At 65.1% G+C, this 26,658-nt stretch carries 26 protein-coding genes; 7 read left to right on the top strand and 19 right to left on the bottom strand.

What is annotated here, in order from left to right; translation table 11 throughout:
• Positions 1 to 15 precede the first annotated feature (15 nt).
• From PMI40_RS00565 to PMI40_RS00555, 3 genes are all read right to left on the bottom strand, one after another.
• Positions 16 to 1,176 (bottom strand): alpha-hydroxy acid oxidase, encoded by a 1,161-nt coding sequence (locus tag PMI40_RS00565; RefSeq protein ID WP_008111038.1) that lies wholly within the window; start codon positions 1,174 to 1,176, stop codon positions 16 to 18.
• 104 nt (positions 1,177 to 1,280) lie between these two features.
• Positions 1,281 to 1,946, bottom strand: coding sequence for an RraA family protein (locus PMI40_RS00560; RefSeq protein WP_008111036.1), 666 nt, complete (start codon positions 1,944 to 1,946; stop codon positions 1,281 to 1,283).
• Between the two features lie 31 nt (positions 1,947 to 1,977).
• Entirely contained in the window at positions 1,978 to 3,327 is a 1,350-nt protein-coding gene (locus tag PMI40_RS00555; RefSeq protein ID WP_008111034.1) for an MFS transporter, read from the bottom strand.
• A gap of 164 nt (positions 3,328 to 3,491) precedes the next feature.
• Between PMI40_RS00555 and PMI40_RS00550 the strand changes: the two genes are divergently transcribed.
• On the top strand, positions 3,492 to 4,397 hold the full coding sequence (locus PMI40_RS00550; protein WP_008111033.1) for a LysR family transcriptional regulator: 906 nt from the start codon (positions 3,492 to 3,494) through the stop codon (positions 4,395 to 4,397).
• Positions 4,398 to 4,443: 46 nt separating this feature from the next.
• On the opposite strand, the gene PMI40_RS00545 is transcribed toward PMI40_RS00550, so the two are convergent.
• Positions 4,444 to 5,082, bottom strand: a complete 639-nt coding sequence (locus PMI40_RS00545; RefSeq protein WP_008111032.1) for an NAD(P)H-dependent oxidoreductase — start codon at positions 5,080 to 5,082, stop codon at positions 4,444 to 4,446.
• A gap of 153 nt (positions 5,083 to 5,235) precedes the next feature.
• On the opposite strand from PMI40_RS00545, the gene PMI40_RS00540 reads away from it, so the two are divergent.
• The 3 genes from PMI40_RS00540 to PMI40_RS00530 all read left to right on the top strand — a co-directional run bounded on the left by PMI40_RS00540 (position 5,236) and on the right by PMI40_RS00530 (position 7,693).
• Positions 5,236 to 5,652, top strand: coding sequence for a MerR family transcriptional regulator (locus PMI40_RS00540; protein WP_008111029.1), 417 nt, complete (start codon positions 5,236 to 5,238; stop codon positions 5,650 to 5,652).
• Positions 5,653 to 5,784: 132 nt separating this feature from the next.
• Positions 5,785 to 6,780 (top strand): 2-hydroxyacid dehydrogenase, encoded by a 996-nt coding sequence (locus tag PMI40_RS00535; RefSeq protein ID WP_008111027.1) that lies wholly within the window; start codon positions 5,785 to 5,787, stop codon positions 6,778 to 6,780.
• A 133-nt stretch (positions 6,781 to 6,913) separates the two neighbouring features.
• The gene (locus PMI40_RS00530; RefSeq protein WP_008111026.1) at positions 6,914 to 7,693 is read left to right on the top strand and encodes an EAL domain-containing protein; all 780 of its coding nucleotides are present in this window, start codon (positions 6,914 to 6,916) and stop codon (positions 7,691 to 7,693) included.
• Positions 7,694 to 7,715: 22 nt separating this feature from the next.
• Here the strand turns inward: PMI40_RS00530 and PMI40_RS00525 are convergent, their stop codons facing one another.
• The 5 genes from PMI40_RS00525 to PMI40_RS00505 form a co-directional block, all read right to left on the bottom strand.
• Entirely contained in the window at positions 7,716 to 8,654 is a 939-nt protein-coding gene (locus PMI40_RS00525; protein ID WP_157221409.1) for a DNA-3-methyladenine glycosylase, read from the bottom strand.
• A 172-nt stretch (positions 8,655 to 8,826) separates the two neighbouring features.
• Positions 8,827 to 9,468, bottom strand: a complete 642-nt coding sequence (locus PMI40_RS00520; RefSeq protein ID WP_008111023.1) for a glutathione S-transferase family protein — start codon at positions 9,466 to 9,468, stop codon at positions 8,827 to 8,829.
• A gap of 223 nt (positions 9,469 to 9,691) precedes the next feature.
• Positions 9,692 to 11,152, bottom strand: coding sequence for an efflux transporter outer membrane subunit (locus PMI40_RS00515; RefSeq protein WP_008111021.1), 1,461 nt, complete (start codon positions 11,150 to 11,152; stop codon positions 9,692 to 9,694).
• Positions 11,152 to 14,295, bottom strand: a complete 3,144-nt coding sequence (locus tag PMI40_RS00510; protein ID WP_008111020.1) for an efflux RND transporter permease subunit — start codon at positions 14,293 to 14,295, stop codon at positions 11,152 to 11,154. The genes PMI40_RS00515 and PMI40_RS00510 overlap by 1 nt, the downstream gene beginning before the upstream one ends.
• Positions 14,292 to 15,365: an efflux RND transporter periplasmic adaptor subunit gene (locus tag PMI40_RS00505; RefSeq protein ID WP_040501454.1), complete on the bottom strand. Its 1,074-nt coding sequence runs from the start codon at positions 15,363 to 15,365 to the stop codon at positions 14,292 to 14,294. Before PMI40_RS00505 ends, PMI40_RS00510 begins: the two co-directional genes overlap by 4 nt.
• A 196-nt stretch (positions 15,366 to 15,561) precedes the next feature.
• On the opposite strand from PMI40_RS00505, the gene PMI40_RS00500 reads away from it, so the two are divergent.
• The gene (locus tag PMI40_RS00500) at positions 15,562 to 16,182 is read left to right on the top strand and encodes a TetR/AcrR family transcriptional regulator (protein WP_008111016.1); all 621 of its coding nucleotides are present in this window, start codon (positions 15,562 to 15,564) and stop codon (positions 16,180 to 16,182) included.
• 15 nt (positions 16,183 to 16,197) lie between these two features.
• Here the strand turns inward: PMI40_RS00500 and PMI40_RS00495 are convergent, their stop codons facing one another.
• Complete coding sequence (locus PMI40_RS00495; RefSeq protein ID WP_008111013.1) at positions 16,198 to 16,614, bottom strand: PaaI family thioesterase; 417 nt, start codon at positions 16,612 to 16,614, stop codon at positions 16,198 to 16,200.
• A 148-nt stretch (positions 16,615 to 16,762) separates the two neighbouring features.
• Here PMI40_RS00495 and PMI40_RS00490 point away from each other — a divergent pair, with 148 nt between their 5' ends.
• Complete coding sequence (locus PMI40_RS00490) at positions 16,763 to 17,395, top strand: carbonic anhydrase (protein ID WP_008111011.1); 633 nt, start codon at positions 16,763 to 16,765, stop codon at positions 17,393 to 17,395.
• 28 nt (positions 17,396 to 17,423) lie between these two features.
• Here the strand turns inward: PMI40_RS00490 and PMI40_RS00485 are convergent, their stop codons facing one another.
• The 8 genes from PMI40_RS00485 to PMI40_RS00450 form a co-directional block, all read right to left on the bottom strand.
• The gene (locus PMI40_RS00485) at positions 17,424 to 18,773 is read right to left on the bottom strand and encodes an MFS transporter (protein WP_040501453.1); all 1,350 of its coding nucleotides are present in this window, start codon (positions 18,771 to 18,773) and stop codon (positions 17,424 to 17,426) included.
• A gap of 45 nt (positions 18,774 to 18,818) precedes the next feature.
• Positions 18,819 to 19,853: an amidohydrolase gene (locus tag PMI40_RS00480; protein ID WP_008111007.1), complete on the bottom strand. Its 1,035-nt coding sequence runs from the start codon at positions 19,851 to 19,853 to the stop codon at positions 18,819 to 18,821.
• Entirely contained in the window at positions 19,837 to 20,520 is a 684-nt protein-coding gene (locus tag PMI40_RS00475) for an RraA family protein (RefSeq protein ID WP_008111006.1), read from the bottom strand. Before PMI40_RS00475 ends, PMI40_RS00480 begins: the two co-directional genes overlap by 17 nt.
• Before the next feature lie 29 nt (positions 20,521 to 20,549).
• Positions 20,550 to 21,752, bottom strand: coding sequence for a pyridoxal phosphate-dependent aminotransferase (locus PMI40_RS00470; RefSeq protein ID WP_008111004.1), 1,203 nt, complete (start codon positions 21,750 to 21,752; stop codon positions 20,550 to 20,552).
• A 67-nt stretch (positions 21,753 to 21,819) separates the two neighbouring features.
• Positions 21,820 to 22,548 (bottom strand): amino acid ABC transporter ATP-binding protein, encoded by a 729-nt coding sequence (locus PMI40_RS00465; protein ID WP_008111002.1) that lies wholly within the window; start codon positions 22,546 to 22,548, stop codon positions 21,820 to 21,822.
• The gene (locus PMI40_RS00460) at positions 22,548 to 23,255 is read right to left on the bottom strand and encodes an amino acid ABC transporter permease (protein ID WP_008111001.1); all 708 of its coding nucleotides are present in this window, start codon (positions 23,253 to 23,255) and stop codon (positions 22,548 to 22,550) included. Before PMI40_RS00460 ends, PMI40_RS00465 begins: the two co-directional genes overlap by 1 nt.
• A 1-nt stretch (position 23,256) precedes the next feature.
• The gene (locus PMI40_RS00455; RefSeq protein ID WP_008110998.1) at positions 23,257 to 23,952 is read right to left on the bottom strand and encodes an amino acid ABC transporter permease; all 696 of its coding nucleotides are present in this window, start codon (positions 23,950 to 23,952) and stop codon (positions 23,257 to 23,259) included.
• A gap of 138 nt (positions 23,953 to 24,090) precedes the next feature.
• Positions 24,091 to 24,924 carry an ABC transporter substrate-binding protein gene (locus tag PMI40_RS00450; RefSeq protein WP_008110997.1) on the bottom strand — a complete coding sequence of 278 codons (834 nt, stop codon included), beginning with the start codon at positions 24,922 to 24,924 and terminating at the stop codon, positions 24,091 to 24,093.
• 258 nt (positions 24,925 to 25,182) lie between these two features.
• Between PMI40_RS00450 and PMI40_RS00445 the strand changes: the two genes are divergently transcribed.
• Positions 25,183 to 25,977, top strand: coding sequence for an IclR family transcriptional regulator (locus tag PMI40_RS00445; protein ID WP_238540866.1), 795 nt, complete (start codon positions 25,183 to 25,185; stop codon positions 25,975 to 25,977).
• 65 nt (positions 25,978 to 26,042) lie between these two features.
• Here the strand turns inward: PMI40_RS00445 and PMI40_RS00440 are convergent.
• The coding region (locus tag PMI40_RS00440; protein ID WP_008110993.1) for an aldehyde dehydrogenase family protein at positions 26,043 to 26,658 on the bottom strand (616 nt) is incomplete at its 5' end.

The raw sequence follows: 26,658 nt of genomic DNA, 5'->3' as shown, positions 1-26,658 counted from the left end.
CAGCCGCTTATTGCCTCAGCGGCTGCTGCACAGGTGATGCCGCGCAATGGCTGCCACGCTGGCCACGCCCAGCAGGCCCATGTCACGCTTGATCTCCTGCTTGATCAATTCCAGCGCATGGCTCACGCCGGCCTCGCCGCCCACGGTGGCGGCGTAGTTGAAGGGGCGACCGATCCAGGCCGCCCTGGCGCCCAGCGCCATGGCCTTGAGCACGTCCGTGCCGCGCCGTATCCCGCTATCGATCATCACCGGAAAATCCCCGGCGGCCTCGATCATCTCGGGCAACACCAGCAGCGGCGCGACGCTGCCGTCGAGCTGGCGGCCGCCGTGGTTGGAAACGATGATGGCGTCGGCACCGATGTTTTTGGCCCGGGCCAGGTCGGCGACGTTGAGAATGCCCTTGATCACCAGCGGCCCCTTCCACATCTTCCTTACCCGGGCCACATGCTCCCAGTCCAGGTGCCCACGGTCGGAGAAATCGCGCAATACGTTGGACGACACGATCGGCGCGCCACGGGTGGCATAGTTGTTCTCGAAGTGCGGCATGCCGTGCCGCAGCAGGGTCTTGGCGAAGGTACCCCATAGCCATCGGGGATGAGTGACGCCTTGCCAGGCCAGCGCCACACTTGGACGCAACGGGGTCGAGAAACCGGCGCGCAGGTTGTTTTCGCGATTGGCGGCCACGGGCGTGTCGACCGTCAGCACCAGGACCTCGACCCCGGCATGCTGCACGCGCTGGATCAGTGCATCGATCTGCTGCTGCTGGCCCGGCAGGTAGGCCTGGAACCAGGTGCCCGGCGCGGCCGCCATCACTTCTTCCAGCCCGATCAGCGATGATCCGCTCATGATGCACATGGCGCCGGCGCGCCTGGCGGCCAACGCCAGGGCGATATCGCCGCGATAGCTGGTCATCGCGGCGATCCCCATCGGCGCCACACCCACCGGCGTCGAATACTTGACGCCGAACAGGGTCATCGAGGTATCGACCTGGGAGACGTCGACCAGCACATTGGGCCTGAAGGCGTAGTTCCTGAACGCCGAGCGGTTCGCGCCGATCGATTCCTCGTCCTCCACCGCACCCGACACATAGGCATAGAGCGGCGCCGGCAGCAGCGCCTTGGCGGCCTTCTCGAAATCGTGGAGCGACAAAAAACGCTGCAATGCCTTGTTCGTCATACGGGGCCAGGAAAGGTAACGCCTTGCGGCAGGCAATGATCATCCACGGCGCCACCCGGGGGCGGCACGTGATGTGGGAAGGGAAATAACGCTGACTCGGGCAGCTACAGGTCGAACGGCCCCAGCACCTTGGCCAGCCAGGCCTGTTCGACCCGGCCGTTGGCGATCTCGGCCTTGATGCCGTCTTCGACCGCGGCGGTCTTGCGCGCCGCCTCGATGAGCGCTTGTGCCCGGTCCTGGGCAAAGCAGACCACGCCGTCCTCGTCGCCGACGACGATGTCGCCCGGATGGATCACCTGGCCGTCGACGCTGACCGGCACGTTCAACTGGCCCGGTCCGCTCTTGTAGGGTCCACGATGGCTCACGCCGCGTGCGTAGCAGGGAAAATCCGCCTGCGCGAAGGCGGCCGTGTCGCGCACCGCCGCATCCACCACGAAGCCGGCGCAGCCGCGCTGCTGGGCATACAGCATGATCAGCTCGCCCACCAGCGCATTGCTGGTCTCGCCGCCGCCGTCGACCACCAGCACATGACCGGGCTGCATCATCATGAGCGCCTTGTAGATCAGCAGGTTGTCACCGGGACGGGTCTTGACCGTGAATGCGGTACCGACCAGCTTGCGCGAACCGTGGATGCGCTGCAGCCCGGTGATGCCGGACAGGCGCTGCAGGTTGTCGCTCAGGTGCGAGACCACGATCGATTGCAGGGCCTCGATGACGCCAGCTTCGGCTACTTGGGGCGCGGGGTTGATGGTGAATGCCGGGTTGCTCATGATCTTCTCGTCTCGGTGATGTTGGAAAGGCTCAGGCGTCGACCGGTTCGGCGATGGTCAGCAGCACCACGAAACTGAGCAGCGAGCCGATGGCCATGAAGGCGAATACGTAGTCCCAGCCATAGCTGTCGAGCAGCATGCCGGTGGCCAGGGGCGCGATGGCGCCGCCCAGCTGGCCGCCCATGTTGACCACCGAGCTGGCAATGGGGAAGGTCTTCTTGTCGGCCACGCCCATCGGATAGGCCATGTAGGCGGAGTAACCGAAACTGAGCAGGATGCCGGTGGCGAACAGCAGCAAGCCATAGCTCAGCGGATCGGCCGGCGAATTGATCAGCGCGTACATCATGCCGGCAGTGGCCAGGGCCGACAGCATCATGCCGGGCTTGCGACGCTTGTAGAGCAGGCGATCGGACACCATGCCGCCCAGCAGGTTGCCGATCACGGCGCCCACCCACGGCGCGGCGGCGACGAAGCCCATGTTCATGACAGAAAACTTCTTGACCGACAGCAGGTAGGTCGGGATCCAGGCCAGCAACACATTGGAGATGCCCAGCTGGAAGCAGTAACCCAGGGCGCAACCCAGGATGTTCCACGAGCGGAACACGCTCCTGCTGTCGGTCAGCGGTGCCAGCCGGCGCGCGCGAACGAAGCTGTCGAGCCAGGCCGGCGCCGGCCTGGCCACCCTTGCCGGGGTACCCGCCACGACCGTGGCGGGGACGGCCTCACCGGTGATGTAATCCAGCTCGGCCTGCGACACGCGGCTGCTCTGGGACGGATGGTTGGTCACGAAGAAATACCAGATGACCGAGAACAGCAAGCCGGGAACGGCGAAGAAGATAAAGATCTCGCGCCATCCCCACACGGCGATGATGGCCGCGCAGACCGGCGGCACGATCACCGGACCGAACTTCACCGCCGACAGGAAGATACCGCTGGCGGTACCCTTTTCGTGCGGCGGAAACCAGTTGTTGATGGTGGCGGCGATGCCGACCGGCAGCGGGCCTTCGGCCAGGCCGAGCGCGAAGCGGTAGATCTTCAGGCCGATGATGGACGTGGTGGTGCCGATGAGGCCGGTAAAGACCGAGGTCAGGATCATCGCCCCGGTGAAGATGCGCCGCACCCCGAAGCGGCTGGTGGCAAACCCTGACGGCAGCTGGGCCAAGGCATATGCAAACAGGAACAGGCTCAGCAGCGCACCGGCTTCGGTGTTGCTCATCGCGAATTCCTTGCGGATGAACGGCAAGGCCACGCCGATGTTGGCGCGATCGGCCGCGGCGATGGTGTAGATCAGGAAGATCAGGATCGCCACGACCCAGCGGAACCGGGTGGGCTTGACGGCCGGGGCAGTGGAAGCAGCCACTGGGGCTGGCGATTGCGACATGGTGTATCTCCGTAATTTGGTTTTGCTTCGCACGATGCTTCTGCGGCATCTGGTGAAGGACTGTGTGCTGTCGGAGATTCTAAATAGGATAATCAAAACCGTAAAATGAGTTGTTTGACGATAAAATAGTCGTCAAGCGATTATTAAATCTTTATGGATGCCCTATGTTCCCCCACGCCATCGGCACCTTCCTGGAGATCGTGCGCACCGGCAGCCTCAGCGCCGCCGCGGACGGCCTGAATCTGACGCAGACATCCATCAGCAAGCGCATCAAGGCGCTCGAGGAAGAGCTGGGCATGCAATTGCTGGAACGCGGCAAAGGTATTCGCCAGGTCAGGCTTACCCCCAGCGGCGAGGAGTTCCTGCGCATTGCCGAGCAGTGGCAACTGCTGTCGCGCGAGGTGGAGATATTGAGCGCGCAGGGCCCCCGCCTGAGCCTGACCGTGGCTGCCGTCGACAGCCTGAACGTGTTCGTGCTGCCGCGCCTTTACCGGCAGCTGCACGCAGATCATCCCGCCATGAAGATCGAGATCCTGACGCTGCATTCGGATGAAATGTATGAAAAGATCGAGCAACGCAAGCTGGACCTGGCCTTCACGCTGCGCGAACGCAGTTCGCCCAACGTGAAGGTGGAGGTGTTCCTGAGTTCGCCGATGGTGGTACTGGGCCTGCACGACGGCAAGTCCAGGCCGGGCAAAAAGGTGCGGCCCCAAGACCTGGCCGCCGAGCATGAACTGTTCGTGCCCTGGGGGCGCCAGTTCGACGCCTGGCACGATCACTGGTGGGACCCGCTGACACCGTCCCGTATCAAGCTCGACAGCGGCTACCTGATCCTGTCGATGCTCAATCACACCGACCAATGGGCAATCGTGCCGCGCTGGCTGGCCGAGGCCACGCTCGCGCGCGGTCCCTACATGATCCGCGAACTGACCGATCCGCCACCGCCCTATACCTGCTATCGGCTGTCGCACAAGCAGCCGACGGCGGGCGCCGCGCGCAGCATTGCCATCGTCGACGGCCATTGCGAACGGATCTTCGACAAGAACGCCCGCACTCTCTATCTGGGCTAGGTGGCCAGCCGCGCCGGCCCGGCTGACACCGCACGGCCGGCGGCGCCTACTTCACTTCGACAAACAGGTCCGCCTTGGCGCGGCGCACCTTGACCAGGTCGACCAGCCAGTCGCCCTCGCCTGCCCGGTAACCCAGCGGCAGCATCACCACGCTGCGCAGGCCGCGGCTCTTCAGGCCCAGGATATCGTCGACGGCATCGGGATCGAAGCCTTCCATCGGGGTCGAGTCGACCCGCTCGGCGGCCGCCGCCAGCAGCGCAAAGCCCAGCGCGATATAGGCCTGGCGCGCCGCGCTTTGGGCATTGACCTGCGTTCCGCGCGCGGCCACGATACCGAGCAACTGCTGGCGGTAGGCTTCCCAGCCTTCATTGACGGTGCCGCGTTGCCGGTTCACCAGGTCGAACATCTGGTTGACCCGCTCGGCGGTGATGTCGTCCCATGCTGCAAACACCAGCAGGTGCGAGCTGTCGGTGACCTGCGCCTGGTTCCATGCGACTGCCTTGATCCTCTCGCGCACCCCGGGGTTGGTGACCACCAGCACTTCGAACGGCTGCAGGCCGCTCGAGGTCGGCGCCAGGCGGATCGCTTCCAGGATCCGCTCCAGCTTCTCGGCCGGCACCACCTTGGCGGCATCGTATTTCTTGGTGGCATAGCGCCAGTTCATGTCTTGCAATAGATCGCTCATCAAATGTCCTCGTGTCAGCGGTTGGCAAGCGATGCCTGGCATGCATCGTCGTTGCAATGAAAAATCGGCCGGCCGTCAGCGCGTTGTCGGCGGCGCTGGCGATGGGCTTGCACACGTATAATAAGTTTCAAGTCAACTTGAAGGTCAAGTACCATGAAGATAGGTGAACTGGCCCGCAAGACCGGGCTGGCGACGTCGGCCATACGATTCTATGAAGAACAGGGGCTGATCAGCTCGCCGGCGCGCGGCGCGAATGGATACCGGCACTACGACGAGCGCGCCCTGCAGCAGCTGCGCATCGTGGTGGCGGTGCAGAACCTGGGGTTTTCGCTGGACAATATCCGCCGCATGTTCTCGGACGACGGCGCCTGCTCCAAGTCCCGCACCATCGAACAGATCGAGTTGCGACTGGCTGAACTGCGCGCACTCGAGTTGGCGCTTGCCGGCCAGCGCCGCGACATCGAGGCGCTCAAGCGCGTGCTGGAAGAGAGCATCGAGAGCGGACGCGACCCGATGTGCCCGACCCTGCTGAAGGCGCCCCGCCGGCGTTCCCGCAAACCCGTTTCCTGAGGCAGCGGCCGCGCGGTGCCGCATGCCCGGTGGCCGCGTTTGCTCGAGGTCATGGAAACGCCTGGCCGGCAGGATATCCTTGCCGGTAGCCGACCGACATCCACGCGTAGTGCATCCCCGGGGAAAACCACCATGAAAACCGCCGTCTTCAGCACCCGCCGTTACGACCAGACCCTGCTGTCCCGCGCCAACCGGGATGGCGCACATGAACTGCTGTTCCTGCAGGACGGGCTCGACGCCGGCACCGCGGCCCTGGCCGCAGGCTGCGAAGCGGTATGCGTATTCGTCAACGACGACGTCAGCGCCGAGGTGCTGGTGCAGCTGGCACGGCAGGGGACGCGCCTGGTGCTGACGCGCTCGACCGGCTACAACCATATCGATGTGGCCGCCGCCGGCCGGGTCGGCATCACGGTGATGCGGGTGGCCGATTATTCGCCCTATTCGGTGGCCGAATTCGCCGTCGGCCTGCTGCTGGCGGTCAATCGCAAGATCGCGCGTGCCAGCGTCCGCACCCGCGAGGGCAACTTCGAGCTCGACGGCCTGATGGGCGTCGACCTGCACGGCAAGACGGTCGGCGTGATCGGCACCGGCAAGATCGGCACCATCTTCGCCCGCATCATGGCCGGCTTCGGCTGCCGCTTGCTGGGTTACGACACCCATCCCAACCCACAATTCGAGCAGCTGGGCGCGCGTTATGTCGGCACCGACGAGCTGCTGGCCAGCAGCGACGTCGTCTCGCTGCACTGCCCACTGACCGAACAGACCCGGCATATCGTCAATGCGCGCACACTGGCAATGGTCAAGCCGGGTTGCATCCTGGTCAACACCAGCCGCGGCGGGCTGGTCGACACCGAAGCTGCCATCGGCGCGCTCAAGAGCGCCCGCCTGCGCGGCCTGGCCATCGACGTCTACGAGCAGGAGGCCAGCCTGTTCTTCCAGGACTTGTCTTCCACCATCATCACCGACGATGTGATCCAGCGCCTGGTCTCGTTCCCCAATGTCATCGTCACCGGCCACCAGGCCTTCTTCACCGAGGAAGCCATCGGCCAGATCATGGACACCACGGTGCGCAACCTGACTGATTTCTCGCAAGGGTTGCTGCCGGTGGACAGGGTAGTGACCGCCTGAAGCAAAAGTTGCATGTAGGAGATATTCCGATATCCGAGCGCTGGCGCGAATGCGACAATTCGACTTTCGCGCTCCAATTGAACCGGGCGCCACGCCATTAACCGACCATTCTCAGCCTGTAGGGCCAGCGCGCATGATCCCGATCCACCAAGATATTCTCCCTGCCGGAAAAGCCGGCTGCGGCGGCTGCCAGGCTCCGGCCCAGGACGACATCGCCTTCGAATTCGCCTATCAGCCCATCGTCGATCTCGACACCCGGTCGGTCTATGCCTTCGAGGCACTGGTGCGGGGGCCGGCGGGGGAGTCGGCCGCCAGCGTGCTGGCGCAGGTCAATGAGGGCAACCAGTATCGCTTCGACCAGGCGTGCCGGATGAAGGCCGTCGAAGGGGCCGCCCGGCTGGGGATGACCTCGCTGCTGTCGATCAACTTCCTGCCCAATGCCGTGTACCGCCCCGAGGTCTGTATTCGCAGCACCTTCGAAGCGGCGCGCACGCATGGTTTCCCGATCGAGAACATCATCTTCGAAGTGACCGAGGGCGAACATATCCAGGACCGGCCGCACCTGGTCGACATCTTCCGCCAATACCGCCGCTTCGGTTTCCAGACCGCCATCGACGACTTCGGCGCCGGCTATGCCGGACTGAACCTGCTGGCCGAATACCAGCCCGACATCGTCAAGATCGATATGGACCTGGTGCGCGACATCCACCTCCACAAGCCACGGCAAGCCATCGTCAGGGGCATTACCGGCATCTGCCGCGAACTCGGTATCCGGGTGCTGGCCGAGGGCATAGAAACCCGCGAGGAACGCGACTTCCTGTGCAGTGCCGGCATTTCGCTGATGCAGGGCTACTGGTTCGCCAAACCGGGCTTCATGGCCCTGCCCGGGATCGCGCCGGCCGCCTGGGCCTGATCGGGCTGGCGCCAGGCCCCGTTCAATAGGCCGATTCCACCTTCAGGCTGGCCCACAGATGGGCTGCCGCCATGGTCCGGTGCGGACTGTAGCGCTTGAGGAATCGCTCGGCCGCCGGGATGTCGGGCCGCACCGCATGCCCGCATAGCTTGCCGATCGCCGAACGCACCGCCACATCGCCATGCAGCGAGCAATCGGCATGGCCGAATCCCCTCAACAGCGCGTAATTGACGGTCCACGGACCGATGCCCTTGACCGCCAGCAGCGCCGCGCAGATGGACTCGATCGGGTTGGCGTCACGCTCGACCAGGTCGAGCTCGCCATTGGCCATCATGGTGGCCAATCGCAATATCGTCTCGGCCTTGGAGCGCGAATACTGGCGCGTGGTCAACTCCTGCAGCGGCAGCCGGGCCGCGTCGGCGGGCGCGGGATAACACCACAGGCCGCTGCTGTGGCGCCGGCCTGCCAGTTCGATGAACGTGCGCCTGAGCGAGACGGCGAACGAGACATTGATCTGCTGCCCCATCACCGCCCAGGTCAGGGCCTCGAAGATGCTGGACGCCTGTACGATGCGCAGGCCCTTCTGCTTCCTGGTCAACGGACCGAACAGCGGGTCGGCGGCCACGAAGGCGGCGAACGGGCGCGGGTCCAGGCGCAGGCCGAGCAGGCTGGACAACACCTGCCTGGCCTGCGCGTCCATGGTGTCGGTCCAGGCGCCATCGGCACGGATGACGCACTCCGCGCGCTTGTCGGTCAATGCGATATCGACCACCGCTGGCGTGTCGTCCAGCAGTACGCCCTTGCGCAATCCGGACTGGGTCACGGCTTCGGCCAGCTGCTGCTGGTCGCGGCCGTGAAAGCTCAATACGTCGCCCGGATGGTAGCCCGCCGGCAGCTTCAACGAGAAACTGGTTTCGGAAGTGGTCTGCTTGCTTGCGGTCTTGCGCTTTGCGGTGGCCATGATGAGCGGGTAGCGGGCGGGAACGGCACACAGTGTACCCGCCCTGGCGACCGACACGCGCAGAGCGCGAACGGTGCGATCAGAAGGTTTGCCAATCGGCATCCGTGGTTGCCCTTGCCAGTCGCGGCGTCACATTGGCCGGCAACGGCTTGCGCGGCGCGGCCGTCCCCGCTCAGTCGAGCAGGGGCGTGAAGCCGGGATCGCCCTTGGCCATCGCACGGCGGTAGGCCGGGCGTTCGCCGAGCCGCTTCATGTAGGCCAGGATGTGCGGGTAGGCAGACAGGTCGAGCGGCTGGAAATGGCGCATGGTGCTCAACGAGAACAGGCTCATCACATCCGCGGCCGTGAACTCGCTGCCGGCCAGGTACGGGACCTGGCCCAGACGGTGTTGCAGCAACGACAGCACCCGCTCTACCCGGTCGCGGGTGGCAGCGAGCAACGGATGATCGGGCGCCAGGCCGGCACGCTGCACCGTCATGTTGCGCATCATCACGGATTGCAGGTTGCCATTGGCAAAATGGAACCAGTACAGGTAGGCGGCGTAATCCGGATGCGGTGGCGCCAGCTTGAGACGGCCATCGCCATGCACCGTGATGAGGTACTCGACGATGGCCGCCGACTCGGCCAGCAACAACTCGCCGTCTTCGATCACCGGCGCCGCGCCCAGCGGATGAAGCCGGCGCAACTCGGGCGGCGACAGGCGGGTGAGCTGGTCCCGCGTGTGGTGGATCAGTTCATAGGGCAAGCCCAGCTCTTCACAAAGCCAGAGGATGCGTTCGGATTGGGAAATGCCCAGGTGGTGGACCTTGATCATGGGTGTGGATGCAGGATGGTGGATGAGTCGGGCGTGTCCATCGGTGTTGTTCCGGTCGACACGATGCAGGTCGGACCGTGGTCGGACTTCGCCATTCTATCGCCGCCCTCGAGACCGCACCGTGGCCACCGCTGGTTCGTCGCGTCGGCGCTGGCCGGCTGGCAAGCCAACGAGGTGACCGGCCAGCCGATGCCCGCCCGAAATCAGGTCTTGCAGTCAAGCCTCACGGTGCGTCCGCCTGGGCAGTCTCGATACCGACCCCCATCGCCTGGAACAGCGTCGCCGTGGCGGCCAGGCGGGCGGCGGTGGCCCGGATCTCGCCGAGACGGGCATCCAGGTACTGCCGTTCGCCGGCGCGCACCGCGCCCGGTGCCACCGCGCCCAATGCCGAACGTCGTTGCGCATTGCGCCAGCTCTGCTCGCCATGGCCGCGGGCAGCCGATGCCGCCTGCAGCGCATCGGCGTCATGCGTCAACGCCACCAGGCTGTCGGCCACGTTCTGGAATGCGTTGAGCACGGTCTGGCGATAATTGTCCTCGGAGGCCAGGTAGGCTTGCTGTGCGGCGCGGCGGCGCGCACTCAAGGCGCCGCCGTGGAAGATCGGCTGGGTCAGCGAGGCGCCGATCCCCCACACCGCGCCGGCGGCGCCGGTGGCGCGCGCCCAGGTAAAGCCCGACTGGCCGAACGACGCATTGATGGACAGGCTGGGGAACATCTCGGCGGTGGCCAGCGCTTCCTCGGCCGCCGCCACCTTCAACGCCGCATCGGCGGCCAGGATATCGGGACGCTGGCGCAGCAGGTCCGACGGGATCGACAATGGCACCCGTTCGGGCAGGCGCAGCAGGGCGATATCGAGATCGGGCGGAGCGGCGTCGGGCGTGCGCCCCATCAATACCGCCAGCGCATGGCGCATGGCCTGCCATTGCGACTTCAGTCCCGGCAAGCTGGCGCGCAGCGATTGCGCGCTGGCTTGGGCGGCCAGCACTTCGTCGATCGGCACCGCGCCCATGGCCGCGCGGCGCTGCAGCTCGGCCGCATCGGTATCGGCCAGCGCCACCAGGCGTTCGGTATGCCGCACCTGCGCCGCCAGCGATGCCGCGTTGATGGCGCTGACGACCACATTGGCCGCCAGCGTGCGACGGGCCGCATCGAACTGGTACGACTGCGCATCGACCTGGGCCGCCATGGCCGAGTTGGCAAAGCGCTCCACGCCGAACAGGTCGAAGGTGTAGCTGGCCCGCAATTGCCCCGCGAAGACGTTGTACAGGTTGGTCGGTTGCCCGATATTGGGCAGGCCCAGCGCCCGCTGGCGGGTGGCTTGTCCGACCGCATCGATGGTCGGCCAGAGCGACTCGCCCAGTTGCGCCCGCAGTTGTTCCTTGGCCCCCGCCAGGCTGTGCTCGGCCTGCGCCAGCGAGTGATTGTGCCTGAGCGCCTCGTCGACCCAGGCCGACAGTTCCGGCGCACCATAGGCTTGCCACCACTGCGGCACGGCACGCTGGCCCAGCACGAAATGCTGGCGCGCGCCCTCGGCGCCGAACGATGCCGGCGTCGCTTCCACCGCGTAGTTCGCCGGCTGCGGCATGGCCGGCGCGTCGCCGCTCGGCCCCAGCGCGCAGCCCGACAGCAGCAGCACGCCCAGCAGTGCCGCCAGCTGCGGCTTGATCGGTTGGCGTGATCGCATCAGTGGCTCCCCTGCGCTGGCGCGTCGTGGTGATGGGTTTCATCCGGCTTGACCTTGTAGCACAGTGCGTACAGGGCCGGCAGATAGAACAGCGTCAGGACCGTGGCGATGGTGATGCCGCCCATCAGGGCGGTGGCCATCGGTCCGAAGAAATTGCTGCGCAACAGCGGGATCAGCGCCAGCACGGCAGCCGCCGCGGTCAGCGTGATCGGGCGGAAGCGTCGCACGGTGGCGCCGACGATGGCGTCGAAGCGGGCCCGGCCGGCGCCGATATCCTGCTCGATCTGGTCCACCAGGATCACCGAGTTGCGCATGATGATGCCCAGCATGGCGATGGTGCCCAGCATGGCGACAAAGCCGAACGGCTGGTGAAACAGCAGCAATGCCCCCACCACGCCGATCAATCCCAGCGGCGCGGTTAGCACCACCATCATGGTGCGCCCGAAGCTTTGCAGCTGGACCATCAGCAACAGCAGCACGGCGATGATCATCAACGGCATCTGGGCCGAGATCGACGATTGCGCCTTTGCGTTTTCCTCGACCGGGCCGCCGACGTCGATGCGATATCCCACCGGCAGCTCGCGCCGCAATGCGTCGAGCTTCTGGTTGACGCTGTTGGTCACGTCGATGCCTTGCACCCCCGCCCGCACGTCGGCCAGCACGGTGATGGTCGGTTGCCGGTCGCGTTCCCAGATCACGCCATACTCGAGCGTGTTGTGGAACTGTCCCAGCGTGGCCAGCGGCACCGGGCCATTGGCCGTCGGCATGGCCAGCGTACCCAGGCGCGAAGGATCGACCCGCTCGCTGCGCGGCGCGCGCAAGTCGACGCTGATCAGCTTGTCGCGTTCGCGGTACTGGGTGACGGTAAAGCCCGACAACTGCATGGCCAGGAAGTTGGAGATCTGCTGCGAGCTCAAGCCCAGCTCGGCAGCGCGCTTCTGGTCCACCTCGAACGATACCGAACGCTGTGCCGGCTCGTCCCAGTCCAGCTGCACGTTGATGGCGCGGCTTTCCTTGCGGATCTCGGCGGCGACCTGCTCGGCGATCGCCCGCACCTTGGGGATCTGCTCGCCGCTGACGCGGAACTGCACCGGGAAACCCACCGGCGGCCCGTTTTCCAGGCGCGTGATGCGGGTACGCAGGCCACCGAACTGCTCGCGTAACGGCGCCTCCAGCGCACGCGCCAATGCCTCGCGATCTGCCACCGACCTGGCCGTGACCACGAACTGGGCGAAGTTGGCGCTGGCCAGTTGCTGGTCCAGCGGCAGGTAGAACCGCGGTGCGCCGGTGCCCACGAAACTGACCACATGATCGACCTCGGCACGCCCCTTGAGCACCGCCTCCATGCGATCGGCCTCGCGCTGGGTGGCCTCGAACGAGGCGCGCTCCGGCAGGTGCAGGTCGATCAGCAGTTCGGGCCGGTCCGAGCTCGGGAAGAACTGTTGCGGCACCAGGCCGAAGGCAGCCAGCGACGCGATGAACAGCACCGTCGTGGCCAGCACCACCCGGCCCCGGTACACCACGCACCAGGCCACGGCGCGCCGCAGCCGCACGTAGATGCGGGTCTGGTAGATCGGGTGGTCGTGGTCTTCCTCGTCATGCCCGGCATGCGGGTTGGCGGCGATCTGTTCGTCGCTCAGCGCACCCGGCTTTTCCTTGAGGATGTGATAGCCCAGCAATGGGATCAGGATCACCGCCGCCAGCCAGGACAGCAGCAACGCGATGGCCGAGACTTCGAAGATCGAGCGCGTATATTCGCCGGTGCCCGACTTGGCCAGCGCGATCGGCAGGAAGCCCGATACCGTCACCAGGGTCCCGGTCAGCATCGGGAAGGCGGTGCTGGTATAGGCGAAGGCGGCGGCACGGCGCTTGTTCCAGCCCTGCTCGAGCTTCACCGCCATCATCTCGACGGCGATGATGGCGTCGTCCACCAGCAAGCCCAGGGCCAGCACCAGGGTGCCCAGCGACACCTTGTGCAGCCCGATGTCGAGCATATCCATGAACAGGGCGGTGACCGCCAGCACGATGGGAATCGAGATCACCACCACCATGCCGGTGCGCAGGCCCAGCGACACCAGGCTCACCACCAGCACGATGGCCACTGCCTCGGCCACCGCCTCGAGGAAGTCGTCGACCGACTTGGCCACCGCATGCGGCATGCTCGACACCGGCGTCAGGGTCAGCCCGGCCGGCAGTCGCTTGCGCAATTGCTCGGTGCGCGAGTCGAGTGCCTGGCCCAGGCGGATGACGTCGCCACCGGGCTGCATGGTCACGCCGATGCCCAGCACCGGCTTGCCGTTGGAGCGCATTTCCTGCTCCTGCGGCTGGTCGTAGCCGCGCGTGATGGTGGCGATGTCGCCCAGCCTGAAGTTGCGATTGTTGATATGGATGATCTTGTTGGCCAGCGACTCCATGTCGGTGAACTGGCCGGTGGGCCGCACGTAGACGCGATCGTCGCTGGCGGTGATGAGCCCGCCCGGCACCACCGCGTTCTGGCCGCCGATGGCATCGGCCAGTTGCTGCGGGCTGATGCCCAGGCGGGTCATCTGCGCGTTCGAGATATCGATATAGATGCGCTGGTTGCGTTCGCCGAAGTAATCGATCTTGCCCACGCCGTGTACCCGCAGCAATTCGCCGCGCAACTGGTCGGCGTAGTCGCGCAATTGCGCCGGCGAGAAGCCATCGCCTTCGAGCGCATAGATGTTGGTATAGACGTCGCCGAATTCATCGTTGAAGTACGGACCCTGCACGCCCTGGGGCAAGGTGGCGGCAATGTCACCCACTTTCTTGCGCACCTCGTACCAGGTCTTGGGCACCTGCGCCGCCGGCGCGGTGTCCTTGATGGTGAAGAACAGCTGCGACTGGCCGGCGCGCGAATAGCTGCGCAGGAAGTCGACGTCCGGGGTCTCCTGCAGCTTGCGGGCGATGCGGTCGGTGATCTGCTCTTGCACCTGGCGCGCGGTGGCGCCCGGCCAATCGGTCTGGATCACCATCACCTTGAAGGTGAACGGCGGGTCTTCCGACTGCGACAGCTTGCTGTAGGAACCGATGCCCAGCAGGGTCACCAGCGCCAGGATGAAGGTCACCAGCGCCTGGTGCTGCAAGGTCCAGGACGACAGGTTGAAACGGCCCGGCGCGCTCATAATGCGAAGTCCTCGGCGTGCAGCGGCGCGATCGGCTTGACCTTCTCGCCGGCGGTGAGGGTATGCACGCCCTGCACCACCACCTGTTCGCCGGCGGCCACGCCTTGCGTGAGCGAGATGCTGCGCTCGCCGTAGGCGGCCACCGTCACCGGCCGCAGTTCGAGCTGGCCGTCACTGCGCACGATCCACAGCGCCGGCTTGTCGCCCTGGTGGAACAGGGCGGTGGCCGGCAGCACCGTGAGCGGCGCGGCCGACGTGTCCTGGTTGGCGATCAGCACTTCGCCGCTCATGCCCAGCAGCACTGCCGGGTCGGCTTGTTCCAGCGTCACCTTGACGCGGTAGGTGCGGCTTTGCGCATCGGCCGCCGGACTGATCTCGCGCACCCGACCGTTGAAGCTGCGGCCTGGCAAGGCCGCCAGGGTGACGGTGGCAGGCGCGCCGGCCCTGATGCGCGCGACCTGGCCTTCGGCGGCATCGGTGATGACATCGACCGCACCGGCCCAGGCCAGCGAGTAGACCGGTTGGCCCGCGGCCAGCACGTCGCCGGTATTGGCCTGTTCGGCGCTGATGACGCCATCGCGATCGGCCACCAGCTCGGTGTAGTTGCGCTGGTTGCCGGCCACCCCGGCGCGCGCCTGCGCAGCCTTGAACTGGGCCTGCGCGGCGGCGTGCGCATCCTGGCTTTGCTCCAGTTGCTGTGCGCTGATCAGGTTTTCGCCGGCCTGTTCGGTATCTCGCTTGAGCTGCTTGGCCGCAGCGTCGAGGTGCTGGCGCGCCGAGTCGAGGTCGGCACGGGCGCTGGCGGCGTTGTAGTCGGCGTCGACCGGATCGAGTCGTGCCAGCAACTGGCCCTTCCTGACCTTATCGCCAAGGTGGACCCGCCGCTGCGCCAACTTTCCCGCCACCCGGAACGACATGGCCGTGACAAAACGCGACTGCACTTCGGCAGGCAGGCGCAGCATCTGCGCACCCTGGCGCTGCCGGGCTTGCAGCACGACGACTTCACGCGGCGTGTCGGGCACCGGTTCGGGCTTGCTGCAGGCGGCGATCAGGAGCACCAGGGGCAGCATCGACAGGGCGCGCGCAGGCAGGCTGCGCAAGCGGAGATGGAAGGCAAGCGTCACGACGTTCCTTTCTTGGAATGTGAATGTCCGGACTGGCGTGGGCGCCGAACCATCGACATAATTCGAGTTTTTCGCATTCTAATTCAGTTATGAATTCAAATGCAACCTTGTATTTGAATACGCACCTGTTAGAATTCAGCCCATGACACGCCAACGACTCAGCCGCGAGCAAAGCCGGGAGCAGACCAGGGAAAGGCTGCTCGATGCAGCCCACGCGGTATTTACGCAAAAGGGATTGGCACTGGCCAGCGTGGAAGATATCAGCGGTGCGGCCGGGTATTCCCGGGGCGCCTTCTATTCCAACTTCGAAGACAAGACCGAACTCTTCTTCGAGCTGCTGCGACGCGAAGACGAGAGCATCGACCAGGACTTCCACCGGCTGCTCAGTGGCCCCGTGGCCGACCCCATGGTGCTGCAGCAACAAGTTGCCAGCTATTACGCCAGCCTGTTCAAGGCCGATAAATGCAGCCTGTTATGGATGGAAGCGCGTATCGTCGCCTTGCGCGATGAAAAATTCCGCGCCCAGTTCAATGGCTTCCTGGAAGAGCGCTATACCCAGATCGCCGAATTCGTCGAGATCTATTCCCGCCTGACCGGCACCGTCCCGGCCGCCCCGCCGCGCGAGATCGCCATCGGCCTGATGGCGCTGTGCGAAGGCGTGAGCTTCTCGCACCGTTGCGCCCCCGACATGGTCGACGAGAAGACGGCCGAATCGGTGCTGTCATGGTTCCTCAAGGCCGCCATCGCAGTGCCGGCACGCTAGGCCGGCGCCGGCTTGTCACGCCGCCACCGCCATCATGGTCGCCTGCGTCAGCGCCACCACCTTGCGCGCACCGTCGCGCATGGCCAGCACCTCGCCGTTGCAGATGATCAACGTGCGGCCCGCATTCTGCACCCGTCCGATGGCCACGAAGCGCTCGCCGATGGCCGGGCGCAGCAGGTTGATCTTGAATTCGACGCTGACCACTTCATGCCCGGCCGGCGCCCTGGTCAGCGCCGCATAACCACAGGCGCTGTCGAGGATACTGGTGGTAGCACCGGCATGCAGGTAACCATGTTGCTGGCTCAGGTGGGCCGAGAACGGCAAGGCGATCTGCACTTCGCCATCGGCCACCGAGGCCAGTTGCGCACCCAGCGTCGCCATCAGGCCCTGGGCATTGAAGCTGTTGCTGATGCGTTGCTGCAGATCGCTCATCGGTTCTCCCGGTGGTTGGTTTCTCGACCGGCGCTGGTGACGACCACGCCGTATGCTCGGTAGCGCATTGCCTCAGTCGGCCAGGCTGGCAGGCCAGGACGAATGCAGGCGATAATGCGGCACTCCCCCATTCAATAAGATTTTCGCCATGCAAGATATCATCAGTGGATTCCTGCGGTTCCAGCAGGAGGTGTTTCCCGAACGCAAGGAACTGTTCAAGACGCTGGCCAGCGGCCAGACCCCCAAGGCGCTGTTCATTTCCTGTTCCGACAGCCGCATGGTGCCCGAACTGGTGACCCAACGCGAGCCGGGCGAGCTGTTCGTCATCCGCAATGCCGGCAATATCGTGCCATCGTTCGGGCCCGAGCCGGGCGGCGTCAGCGCCACCGTCGAATACGCGGTGTCGGCACTGCAGGTGTCCGATATCGTCATCTGCGGCCACTCCGATTGCGGCGCCATGAAGGCCGTTGCCACCTGCGCCTGCCTGGACCACATGCCGGCCGTGAAGCATTGGCTGCATTACGCCGATGCGGCCCGCATGATCAACGAGTCGCACAACCACCCCACCGAAGCCGAACGCATCGATGGCATGGTGCGCCAGAACGTGGTGGCCCAGTTGAACAACCTGCGCACCCATCCGTCGGTGGCCGTGGCGCTGGCACAAGGGCGGGTAACCTTGCACGGCTGGGTCTACGATATCGAGTCGGGGTCGATCGATGCGCTGGACGCATCGACGGGCAAGTTCGTCCCGCTGGCGCAGCACCCAGGCACCAAGGTATAGGCGCCCTGGCGTCGGCGCCGAGCCGACATCACCGTCCGTGATAGCGGATGCGCGACAGGCTCACCAGGCACGCCGCGCCGGCCAGCGCGGCCGAGCAGACCAGCACCAGCTGGTACGGCGCCGACGACACCGTGAGCAACAGCGCCACCACCGAGGCGCCCAGGCTCTGCCCCATCAGGCGCCCGGTACCCAGCATGCCGCTGGCACCGCCGGTGCGCGCACGCGGCGCCGAGCTGATGATGGTGCGGTTGTTGGGTGACTGGAACAATCCGAAGCCCAAGCCGCAGACGGCAAACAGGGCGGCAATGACGCCGTCGGGCGTGCCCTGGCCCACCATCAGCAGCATCAACAGGCCGGCACTCATGATCGCCAGCCCGATGCCGCCCAGCAGACCCGCCGATACCCGGTCGGAGAGCTTGCCGGCGACCACCCCGGTCAGCGCCACCGCGATCGGCCATGCCGTCAACAGCAGCCCGGCGCGGCCGGCACCCATGCCGAGCTGGTTCTGCAGCATGAACGGCAACATCACGAAGCTGGCCATCTGGGCCGCAAAGGAACAGAACGAAGTGCCGATCGATAACGCAAACAGCGGGATGCGCAGCAGGTCCAGCGGCAGCATCGGTGCCGAGGTGCTCTGCACCTTCAGCAGCACCACCAGGCTGGTCACCGTCAGCACCGCGCACACCAGCACCGTGGCGCCGCCTTCGACGTGGCCGATGGCGTCTATCGTGTAGAGCAGCAGCCCAACGAACAGCATGCATACCAGCGCGCTCTTGTGATCGAACCTGCGGCGCGACAGCGGGTTCATCGGCAGCGCCTTCATGCCGATGAACAAGGCCAGCAGGCCCAGCGGGATATTGATCAGGAACAGCCAGTGCCAGGAAGCGAAATGCAGGATGGCGCCGGCCACCGTCGGCCCCAATGCCGTGGCCGTACCGGCCACCAGGGCGTTGTAGCCGATGGCGCGGCCCAGCATATGGCTGGGATAGATGAAGCGGATCAGTGCCGTGTTGACGCTGAGGATCCCGGCCGCCCCCATGCCCTGCAACACCCGCGCCAGGCTCAACTGCAGCATGGTGTCGCTGGCCGCGCAGGCCAGCGAGGCCAGCGTAAACAGCACCAGCCCGGTCAGGTATACCTTGCGATATCCGACCACCTCGCCCAGCGACGCCAGCGGCAGCAGGAACACGGCCAGCGCGATCTGGTAGCTGTTGATGATCCAGATGGCATCGGCCTCGGTGGTCATCATGTCGCGCGCGATGGTGGGCAGCGCCAGGTTGGCGATGGAGCCATCCATCACTGCAATGGCCACCGCCAGGACCAAGGTCACGATGGCCAGCATGCGCTGCCTGGCCGGCAAACCATCCATGTCCGGCATGGCACTGATCTTTGCTTGCACTTTCACCCTCTGCTGTTTGCGTTGCTAAATGCGATAAGTCTCTTGCGCGGTGCCACTGAACAGGCAGGTGCGCTCGGCAGGCGACATTATCGCAGTCAAACGCTTGAATGCGTTCCAGACGGCGACGTAGCCGAACATGCCCTTGTCCACCGGGAAGTTGCTTTCGAACATGCAGCGCGGCGGGCCGAACAGGTCGATGGCGGTCTCGATCCACGGGCGCCACGCCGCGGCCAGCACTTCCGAGGCGGGCGGCACCTCGCGCAAATGAAAGTCCCAGCCGCCCACGGGCATGCCCAGTCCGCCCAGTTTCAGGCGTACATTGGGCAGCGCCGCAAGCTTGCGCATGGCGTCGCGCCAGTGGCGAAATACCTCGGCCTGGCGCCCCCGGTACGGCCCGGCGCCCAGTGGGCCACCCACGTGATCGAGCACGATGGTGGTCGCAGGACAGGCCCGGGCCAGCGCCAGGACCTCGTCGAGCTGGGTGTGATAGGCCCAGACGTCGAGCGTAAGGCCATGCGCCGGCAAGCGGCGGGTCGCGGCCTGGAAACCCGGCTCCAGCAACATGCCCGGCGGCGGCGGCACGGGGTTGCTGCGAATGGCGGCGTCGGCATGCCAGGCGGTGGTATTGCGGATGCCGCGCAGGCGTCCATTGCCCGCCGCCTCCAGCGCATGCAGCACCGGCACCACCTGCTCGCCCAGCATCAGGTCGGCAAAGCCGACGATGGCGGCGCAGGCCCGGGCCGGGCCATGCCGGCCCGACGCCGATTGCGCTGCGATACCTTCGATGAACTCGACCTCGCCCACCGGTCGCAGCGCCTGTGGCCCGTGCTGGCGATACATGGTGCGGCATTGCACGAAGACCGTGCCGGTCACACGGTGGCCGGCACCCAGGTCGAGCAGCAGTTCATCGAGCAGGTAGCGTCCGCCGGGGCGGTCCCACAGGTGGTGATGGGCATCGATGATGGGCAGTTCCGGCTCCAGCACGTCCTCCCGCTGCAATGCCAGCCATTGCGCACGCACCTGCAGGTGCGGCGAAGCCGTATCAACCAGCGGCGACATACTCGCAGTTCAGTTTCTGCAGCGCCTGGTCGACCCAGCTGCGGTCGCTGGTGCCGGCGGCGATGGCAGCCATCTGCGCCGCCTCGGCGTCGTTCTTTGCCTTGGCCGCGGCATACACGGCATCGAGGTCTTCGTAGGCCACGCACAGCAGGCCATCGCTGTCGCCCACCACCAGGTCGCCGGGACGCACCACCATGCCGTCGATGGCGATGGGCACATTGATCTCGCCCGGGCCATCCTTGTAGGGGCCGCGATGGGTCACGCCAGCGGCGAATACCGGAAAGTCCCCGGCCTGGATCGCATCCAGGTCGCGCACGGCACCATTGATGACGATCCCGCCCAGCTTGCGCTGGATCGCCAGCGCCACCATCAGTTCGCCGATGATGGCGTTGGACAGGTCGCCCCCGGCGTCGACCACCACGATATCGCCCGGCTCGGCCATGTCGAGCGCCTTGTGCACCATCAGGTTGTCGCCCGGGCGCGACTTGACGGTGATGGCCGCGCCGGCCAGCCTGGCGCCGCGATGCAATGCCCGCAGGCGCGCACCGCCGGCCGACATGCGCGCCATCGAATCGCTGATGTTGGCCACCGGAATGACCGAGAATTGTTGCACCACCTGGTCGGCGACCTTGCGCTGACGTTCGAAAATACGGAATCCCACGGACACGATGCTCTCCTCTGGCAATACGGTTGAAATCAGCGCAGGCTGCCGCAGAAGCGCTGCACGCGGGTGCAGGCGTCGCGCAGGCGCTCGGTCGAGTCGGCATACGACAGGCGGAAGTTGGGCCCCTGGCCGAAGGCGCTGCCGTGCACCAGCGCCACCCCTTCGGCCTCGAGCAGTTCGGACACGAAGTCTTCGTCGGTCTCGATGACCCGTCCGGTCTCGGTGCGCTTGCCCAGCAGCGCCTCGCACGACGGGAAGACATAGAAGGCGCCTTCGGGCACCGGGCAATCCAGGCCGCTGGCCTGGTTCAGCATCGACACCACCAGGTCGCGACGCTCCTGGAACACCTTGCGGCTGCCATGGATGTAATCCTGCGGACCGCTGAGCGCTTCCACGGCGGCCCATTGCGACACCGAGCAGGCGCCCGACGTCATCTGGCCCTGGATCTTTTCCATGGCCTTGATCAGTTGCGCCGGGCCGGCGGCGTAGCCGATACGCCAGCCGGTCATCGCATAGGCCTTCGACACGCCGTTCATGGTCAGCGTGCGCTCGACCAGCTCGGGCGCGATCTGCGCCGGGGTGGTGAACCGGAAGCCGTCGTACACCAGGTGCTCATAGATGTCGTCGGCCAGGATCCACACATGCGGATGGCGCTTCAAGACCTCGGCCAGCGCTTCCAGCTCGGCACGGGTATAGGCCGCGCCGCTGGGGTTGCAGGGCGAATTGAACATGACCCATTTGGTACGCGGCGTGATCGCTTCTTCCAGTTCCTGCGGGCGCAACTTGTAGTTGTTGGCGCGGCTGGCCCGCGCAAACACCGGCACGCCGCCGCACAGCGCCACCAGTTCGGGATACGACACCCAGTACGGCGCCGGCACGATGACTTCGTCGCCCGGATTGACGGTCGCCATCAGGGCGTTGGCGATGACCTGCTTGCCGCCATTGGAGACGATGGTCTGCGCCACCGTATAGTCGAGCTGGTTCTCGCGCTTGAACTTGGCAACGACAGCCTCGCGCAGTTCGGTGATGCCGGCCACCGCGGTGTACTTGGTCTGGCCGCGACGGATCGCCTCGAAGGCGGCCTGCTTGATATTGTCTGGCGTGTCGAAGTCGGGCTGGCCGGAACTGAGGGCGATGACGTTGCGGCCCTGCGCGGCGAGCTCGCGCGCCTTCTGGCTGACCGCGATGGTGGCCGAGGGCTTGATGCGGGAAAGGGAATCTGAGATGAATGCCATGATGGTCTGGTTGATGATTCTCGTGGATTGTTGGCGTGGATGGCCGCTGATGTCGGCCCAATGCGGTTCAGGCGTGGCGGATGTCGGCGACGAATTTCTGCGCCCGCGGATGCTGCGGCCGTTCGAAGAAGTCCTGCGGCGTGGCGCGCTCGAGCACTTCGCCGTCGGCCATGAAGAGCAGGCGGTCGGCCACTTCGCGGGCAAAGCCCATCTCGTGGGTGACGCAGACCATGGTCATGCCTTCGGCAGCGAGCTGCTTCATGACCTGCAACACCTCGCCCACCATTTCCGGGTCGAGCGCCGAGGTCGGCTCGTCGAACAGCATCACCGGCGGCTTCATGGCCAGCGCGCGGGCAATCGCCACGCGCTGCTGCTGGCCTCCCGACAACTGGCCGGGAAAGGCGTCGGCCTTGTTGGCCAGGCCGACCTTGTCGAGCAGCACCATGGCGGCGGCCCGGGCGTCCTTGTCGGACAGCTTCAGCACCCGCATGGTGGCCAGCATCACGTTGCGCACCACGCTCATGTGCGGAAACAGGTTGAACGACTGGAACACGAAACCGATGCGGCTGCGCAAGCGGTTTATATCGACACCATTGCCGTGCACGTCCTGGCCATCGACGTAGATGTTGCCGTCATTGATCGGCTCGAGCCGGTTCACGGTGCGGATCAGGGTCGACTTGCCCGAGCCGGACGGGCCGCACACGATCACCACCTCGCCGCGCCGGATCTCTTCGCTGACGTTGCGCAGGGCGTGATAGTCGCCGTACCACTTGTTGACGTTATTGAATCGGATCATCAAGCACTCCTGAATTGACGTTTGTCTTTGATGCGGCGCTCGGCCAGGCCCACCAGCGAACTGAGCGCATAACAGATGGCGAAGTAGATCAGCGCCAGCAGGAAATAGACCTGGAACGGCTCGGTCAGCAGCTGGGCATTGACCTGGTAGGCGGCGTAGGTCAATTCGTTGACGCTGATGATGTAGGCCAGCGAGGTGTTCTTGATGAGCGAGATGAGCTGGTTCAGGATGCTCGGGATCATGTTGAACATCGCCTGCGGCAGCACGATCTCGCGCATGGTCCTGAAGTAGCTCATGCCCAGCGAGCGCGACGCCTCGACCTGGCCACGGGGAATGGCCTGGATGCCGGCCTTGATCACCTCGCCCAGGAAAGCGGTCTCGTAGGCGATCAGGGCACAGATCAGGGTGGTGGTGCCGGAGATCGACTTGCCGGTCAGCAGCGGCACGATGAAGTAGGCCCAGAAGATCAGCATCAATACCGGCAAGCCGCGCACGGTGTGCACCAGCATCGCGGCCGGGGCGGCGATCCACCTGAGCGTGCTGGTGCGGGCGATGCCGCACAGCACCGCCAGCGGGAAGGCGCACACCAGGCCGGTGACGGCCAGGATCAGGGTCAGCGCCAGGCCGCCCAGGGCGCCATGGGGAAATTCGCCGATCAGCAGCTGCAAGCCGTAGGTCGACAGGATGGAGATGAAGTCATCGATCATTTCAACGCGCCCCCGACTTCAGGTTCCGGTTGTTGTAATAGGCGCCGGCGGCCATGATGGTCCACGACATCAGCAGGTAGAAGACCGAGGCCAGCGCAAAGGTCTCGAAGGTGCGATAGGTCTCGTTCTCGATCTGGCGGCTGGAATACGTCATCTCGGCCACGCCGATGGCCATGGCCAGGCTGGTCGACTTGAACAGGCTCAGCGACTGGTTCACCAGCGGCGGCACCGAGATGCGGATGGCCTGCGGCAGCAGCACGTCGCGCATGGACTGCACATAGTTCAAGCCGAGCGCGCGCGCCGCTTCGAGCTGGGTGCCGGCCACCGACCGCATGCCGCTGCGCAGGTCTTCCGACATGTAGGCGGCCGAATTGAGCGAGATGGCGATCAGCGCGAAGATGAATTCGCCGTTGTGGTCGTTGATGAAATCGGTGATGACCGCCGGCAGCAGTTCGGGAATGCCGAAGTACCAGACGAAGATCTGGACCAGGCCGGGGACGTTGCGGTGGTAATTGACGAATGCCGAGATCAGCCATTCGAGCGGGCGCAGCTGCAGCATGCGCAGCGCGACCAGGAAGATGGCCAGCACGAACGCACACACCCAGGCGGTGGCGAACAGCCACAAGGTGGTCAAGGCGCCCTTGATCAGCCAGTCCAGGTATTGGCCCTGCAAGACCGCACTGAAATCGAGATGCATGTTGTTTGCCTTCCTGCGAAGTGGTCTGGCGGCGTGCGTTACGGGGCGCAACAACGATCGCCATGGCGGGGCCAAGAGACCCCGGGGGACGCCGGGCGGGCCGGCGTCCCATCGATTCAGTCCATCGGACGAACCGGTTTATTCGAAAGCGCTGACCGGGGCCAGTTTCTTCTCGCGCACGATGTTGTACTTGGTGCCGGGGCCAAACCACTTGTTCCAGTTCTTGTCGATCTCACCGGCTTTTTCCATCTTGTCGAGGGCCTCGTTGACGGCCGCCAGCAGCGCCGGCTCGCCCTTCTTGATGCCCATGCCGGTCGGTTCGAAGTACAGCGCGCCATCCAGGAACTTGTACTTGCCGCTGCCTTCGTTGACGAAACGTACGCCCGACGGTTGCGAGATCGCCAGTGCCTGCACCTTGTTTTGCGCCAGTGCCAGGAACGCCGCCGGGCTGTCCTGGAAGGTCAGGATGGTGGCCTTGGGAAACTGGCGACGGGCATACAGTTCGGGGGTCGAGCCCTTGTTGGCGCTGATGCGCTTGTCGGCGACGTCCTCGATCTTGTTGAAGGGGCCGTCGGCGCGGGCCACCAGCTTGATCGGCGTCTGGTAGTGGATCGAACTGAAGTCGATCTGCTGTGCGCGCTCCTTGGTGTAGCCCAGTGCCGCCACCACCAGGTCGACCCGGCCTAGTGTCAATTCCGGAATCCGGGCCTCGACCGAGACGCCCTTCTGCTCCAGCTTCACGCCCAGCTCACGCGCCACGCCGGCGCACATGTCGACGTCGAAACCCACCACCTGGCGCGTCTGCGGGTCGACGAAGCCGACCGGTTCGCTACTGGTCAGGGTGGCACAGATGAGGGTGCCGCGGGCCTTGATATCGGCCAGTCGGTCGGCGTGTGCGGCGGTAGAAAAAGCCAACGAAAGCAGGGCCGCGGCCATGCCCAGGTGCGTCTTCGCGTGGAGTGCCAGTTTCATGTTCCATCCTTTCCCGGTGGTGAGGTTCAACAAGCTCTGAAATAAATCATAATGGCGTTATGATTTCATAACAAGGATTTTTTATCGTTATTTTTCAATTACTTATCGCCTGCATCGATGCAGTGCAAGATTTGTTGCATGCGCCGGGAGACTCCCCTTCGGAGTGCGAAAGCGGGCGTTAAAAGCCTGTTTCTGGTGCGCTGCAAGAGCAGCAAAAAGTGATACGCTCACCGCCAATGCGAAAAACGAAATCAAATGATGAATATGGCCTCTGAGACCCCGAAATCGCGGCTGAAAGAACAGGAAAGTCCACCCGACCGTACCGTATTGGGCGCCGAACGCAGCCTGGCCATCCTCGCCGCGTTCATCGATGCGCCCGAGCGCTTCGGGCTGTCCGAACTGGAACAGCGCACCGGTTTGTTCAAGAGCGTGATCCATCGCTACCTGATGTCGTTCATCAAGCAGGGCTTCGTGATCCAGCGCGCCGACGCCACCTACCAGCTCGGCCCCAAGGCATACCAGTTGGGCAAGGCCTTCGAGGCGCGCTTCGACTATGCCGACTTCATCATGCCGACGCTGGAAAAGCTGGTGAAGGAGACCGGCGAAAGCACCGCCTTCTATATCACCCAGCAAGACCAGCGGCTGTGCCTGTACGCGGCCGAGTCGCCCGAGTCGGTCAAGGCCACCGTCAAGGCTGGCTCGCTGTTTGCGCTGGACCAGACCTCGGCGTCCCAGGTATTGCGCTTCTTCTCGGTGCCGGGCAATGCCGCGCGCTCGGGCGGACGTTATGTCGCCATTTCGGTCGGCATCAACAATGCGCACTCGTCGTCGATGTCGGCGCCGGTGTTCGGGGCCGGCGACCGGTTGGTGGGCGCGATGACGATCTTCGGCTTGACGCTGCGCTTCGACCCGGCTGCCAGCGCGTTGTTGCGGGGCAAGCTGCTGGAACTGGCGCAAGAGCTGTCGGCGCGGCTGGGGGCGTCGCCGAAGGTATACGTCAATCCCGGCAGTGAAGTGTTTGACGAGGCGATCACGCTGCAGCAGATTTCCTGAGGCCGGGCGTGGCGCAATAAAAAAGCGGGCTCCGGGGAGCCCGCTTTCCATCTCGACGATCTGGTTCAGTGCGCCGTCGGCATGGCGAAGTCGGCGCCCTTCTTGATGTTGTTGGGCCAGCGCTGCATGATCGACTTCTGGCGCGTGTAGAAGCGCACGCCCTCTTCGCCATAGGCGTGGGTATCGCCGAACAGGCTCGACTTCCAGCCGCCGAAGCCGTGCCAGGCCATCGGCACCGGAATGGGCACATTGATGCCGACCATGCCGACCTGGATGCGGCGCCCGAATTCACGCGCCACGCCACCATCGCTGGTGAAGCACGACACGCCGTTGCCGAACTGGTGCCTGTTGATCAGGTCGACGGCATCGTCGAAGCTGGCCACACGGGTGCAGGACAATACCGGGCCGAAGATTTCTTCCTGGTAGATCTTCATCTCGGGCGTGACGTGATCGAACAGCGTGCCACCGACGAAGTAACCGCCCTCGTGACCGGCCACCTTGTGGTTGCGCCCATCGAGGATCAGCTTGGCGCCCTGCTCCACGCCGGAGGCGATATACGACTCGATGCGCTGCACCGCCTCGCGGGTGATGACCGGACCCATCTCGGCCTCGGGGTTCATGCCGTTGTCGATCTTGAGCTGGCGCGCGCGCTCGGTGAGCATCGGCAGCAGCCGCTCACCC

This window comes from Herbaspirillum sp. YR522 (assembly GCF_000282575.1).
GTDB lineage: Bacteria > Pseudomonadota > Gammaproteobacteria > Burkholderiales > Burkholderiaceae_D > Herbaspirillum.
Note: the sequence above shows the minus strand (reverse complement) of the source record. Positions and strands in the feature narration are given on the sequence as shown.

Excerpts from the sequence above, each read along its gene's own strand:
- PMI40_RS00565 (WP_008111038.1), bottom strand. The coding sequence starts at position 1,176 with ATGACGAACAAGGCATTGCAGCGTTTTTTGTCGCTCCACGATTTCGAG.
- PMI40_RS00560 (WP_008111036.1), bottom strand. The coding sequence starts at position 1,946 with ATGAGCAACCCGGCATTCACCATCAACCCCGCGCCCCAAGTAGCCGAA.
- PMI40_RS00555 (WP_008111034.1), bottom strand. The coding sequence starts at position 3,327 with ATGTCGCAATCGCCAGCCCCAGTGGCTGCTTCCACTGCCCCGGCCGTC.
- PMI40_RS00550 (WP_008111033.1), top strand. The coding sequence starts at position 3,492 with ATGTTCCCCCACGCCATCGGCACCTTCCTGGAGATCGTGCGCACCGGC.
- PMI40_RS00545 (WP_008111032.1), bottom strand. The coding sequence starts at position 5,082 with ATGAGCGATCTATTGCAAGACATGAACTGGCGCTATGCCACCAAGAAA.
- PMI40_RS00540 (WP_008111029.1), top strand. The coding sequence starts at position 5,236 with ATGAAGATAGGTGAACTGGCCCGCAAGACCGGGCTGGCGACGTCGGCC.
- PMI40_RS00535 (WP_008111027.1), top strand. The coding sequence starts at position 5,785 with ATGAAAACCGCCGTCTTCAGCACCCGCCGTTACGACCAGACCCTGCTG.
- PMI40_RS00530 (WP_008111026.1), top strand. The coding sequence starts at position 6,914 with ATGATCCCGATCCACCAAGATATTCTCCCTGCCGGAAAAGCCGGCTGC.
- PMI40_RS00525 (WP_157221409.1), bottom strand. The coding sequence starts at position 8,654 with ATGGCCACCGCAAAGCGCAAGACCGCAAGCAAGCAGACCACTTCCGAA.
- PMI40_RS00520 (WP_008111023.1), bottom strand. The coding sequence starts at position 9,468 with ATGATCAAGGTCCACCACCTGGGCATTTCCCAATCCGAACGCATCCTC.
- PMI40_RS00515 (WP_008111021.1), bottom strand. The coding sequence starts at position 11,152 with ATGCGATCACGCCAACCGATCAAGCCGCAGCTGGCGGCACTGCTGGGC.
- PMI40_RS00510 (WP_008111020.1), bottom strand. The coding sequence starts at position 14,295 with ATGAGCGCGCCGGGCCGTTTCAACCTGTCGTCCTGGACCTTGCAGCAC.
- PMI40_RS00505 (WP_040501454.1), bottom strand. The coding sequence starts at position 15,365 with ATGCTGCCCCTGGTGCTCCTGATCGCCGCCTGCAGCAAGCCCGAACCG.
- PMI40_RS00500 (WP_008111016.1), top strand. The coding sequence starts at position 15,562 with ATGACACGCCAACGACTCAGCCGCGAGCAAAGCCGGGAGCAGACCAGG.
- PMI40_RS00495 (WP_008111013.1), bottom strand. The coding sequence starts at position 16,614 with ATGAGCGATCTGCAGCAACGCATCAGCAACAGCTTCAATGCCCAGGGC.
- PMI40_RS00490 (WP_008111011.1), top strand. The coding sequence starts at position 16,763 with ATGCAAGATATCATCAGTGGATTCCTGCGGTTCCAGCAGGAGGTGTTT.
- PMI40_RS00485 (WP_040501453.1), bottom strand. The coding sequence starts at position 18,773 with ATGCCGGACATGGATGGTTTGCCGGCCAGGCAGCGCATGCTGGCCATC.
- PMI40_RS00480 (WP_008111007.1), bottom strand. The coding sequence starts at position 19,853 with ATGTCGCCGCTGGTTGATACGGCTTCGCCGCACCTGCAGGTGCGTGCG.
- PMI40_RS00470 (WP_008111004.1), bottom strand. The coding sequence starts at position 21,752 with ATGGCATTCATCTCAGATTCCCTTTCCCGCATCAAGCCCTCGGCCACC.
- PMI40_RS00465 (WP_008111002.1), bottom strand. The coding sequence starts at position 22,548 with ATGATCCGATTCAATAACGTCAACAAGTGGTACGGCGACTATCACGCC.
- PMI40_RS00460 (WP_008111001.1), bottom strand. The coding sequence starts at position 23,255 with ATGATCGATGACTTCATCTCCATCCTGTCGACCTACGGCTTGCAGCTG.
- PMI40_RS00455 (WP_008110998.1), bottom strand. The coding sequence starts at position 23,952 with ATGCATCTCGATTTCAGTGCGGTCTTGCAGGGCCAATACCTGGACTGG.
- PMI40_RS00450 (WP_008110997.1), bottom strand. The coding sequence starts at position 24,924 with ATGAAACTGGCACTCCACGCGAAGACGCACCTGGGCATGGCCGCGGCC.
- PMI40_RS00445 (WP_238540866.1), top strand. The coding sequence starts at position 25,183 with ATGAATATGGCCTCTGAGACCCCGAAATCGCGGCTGAAAGAACAGGAA.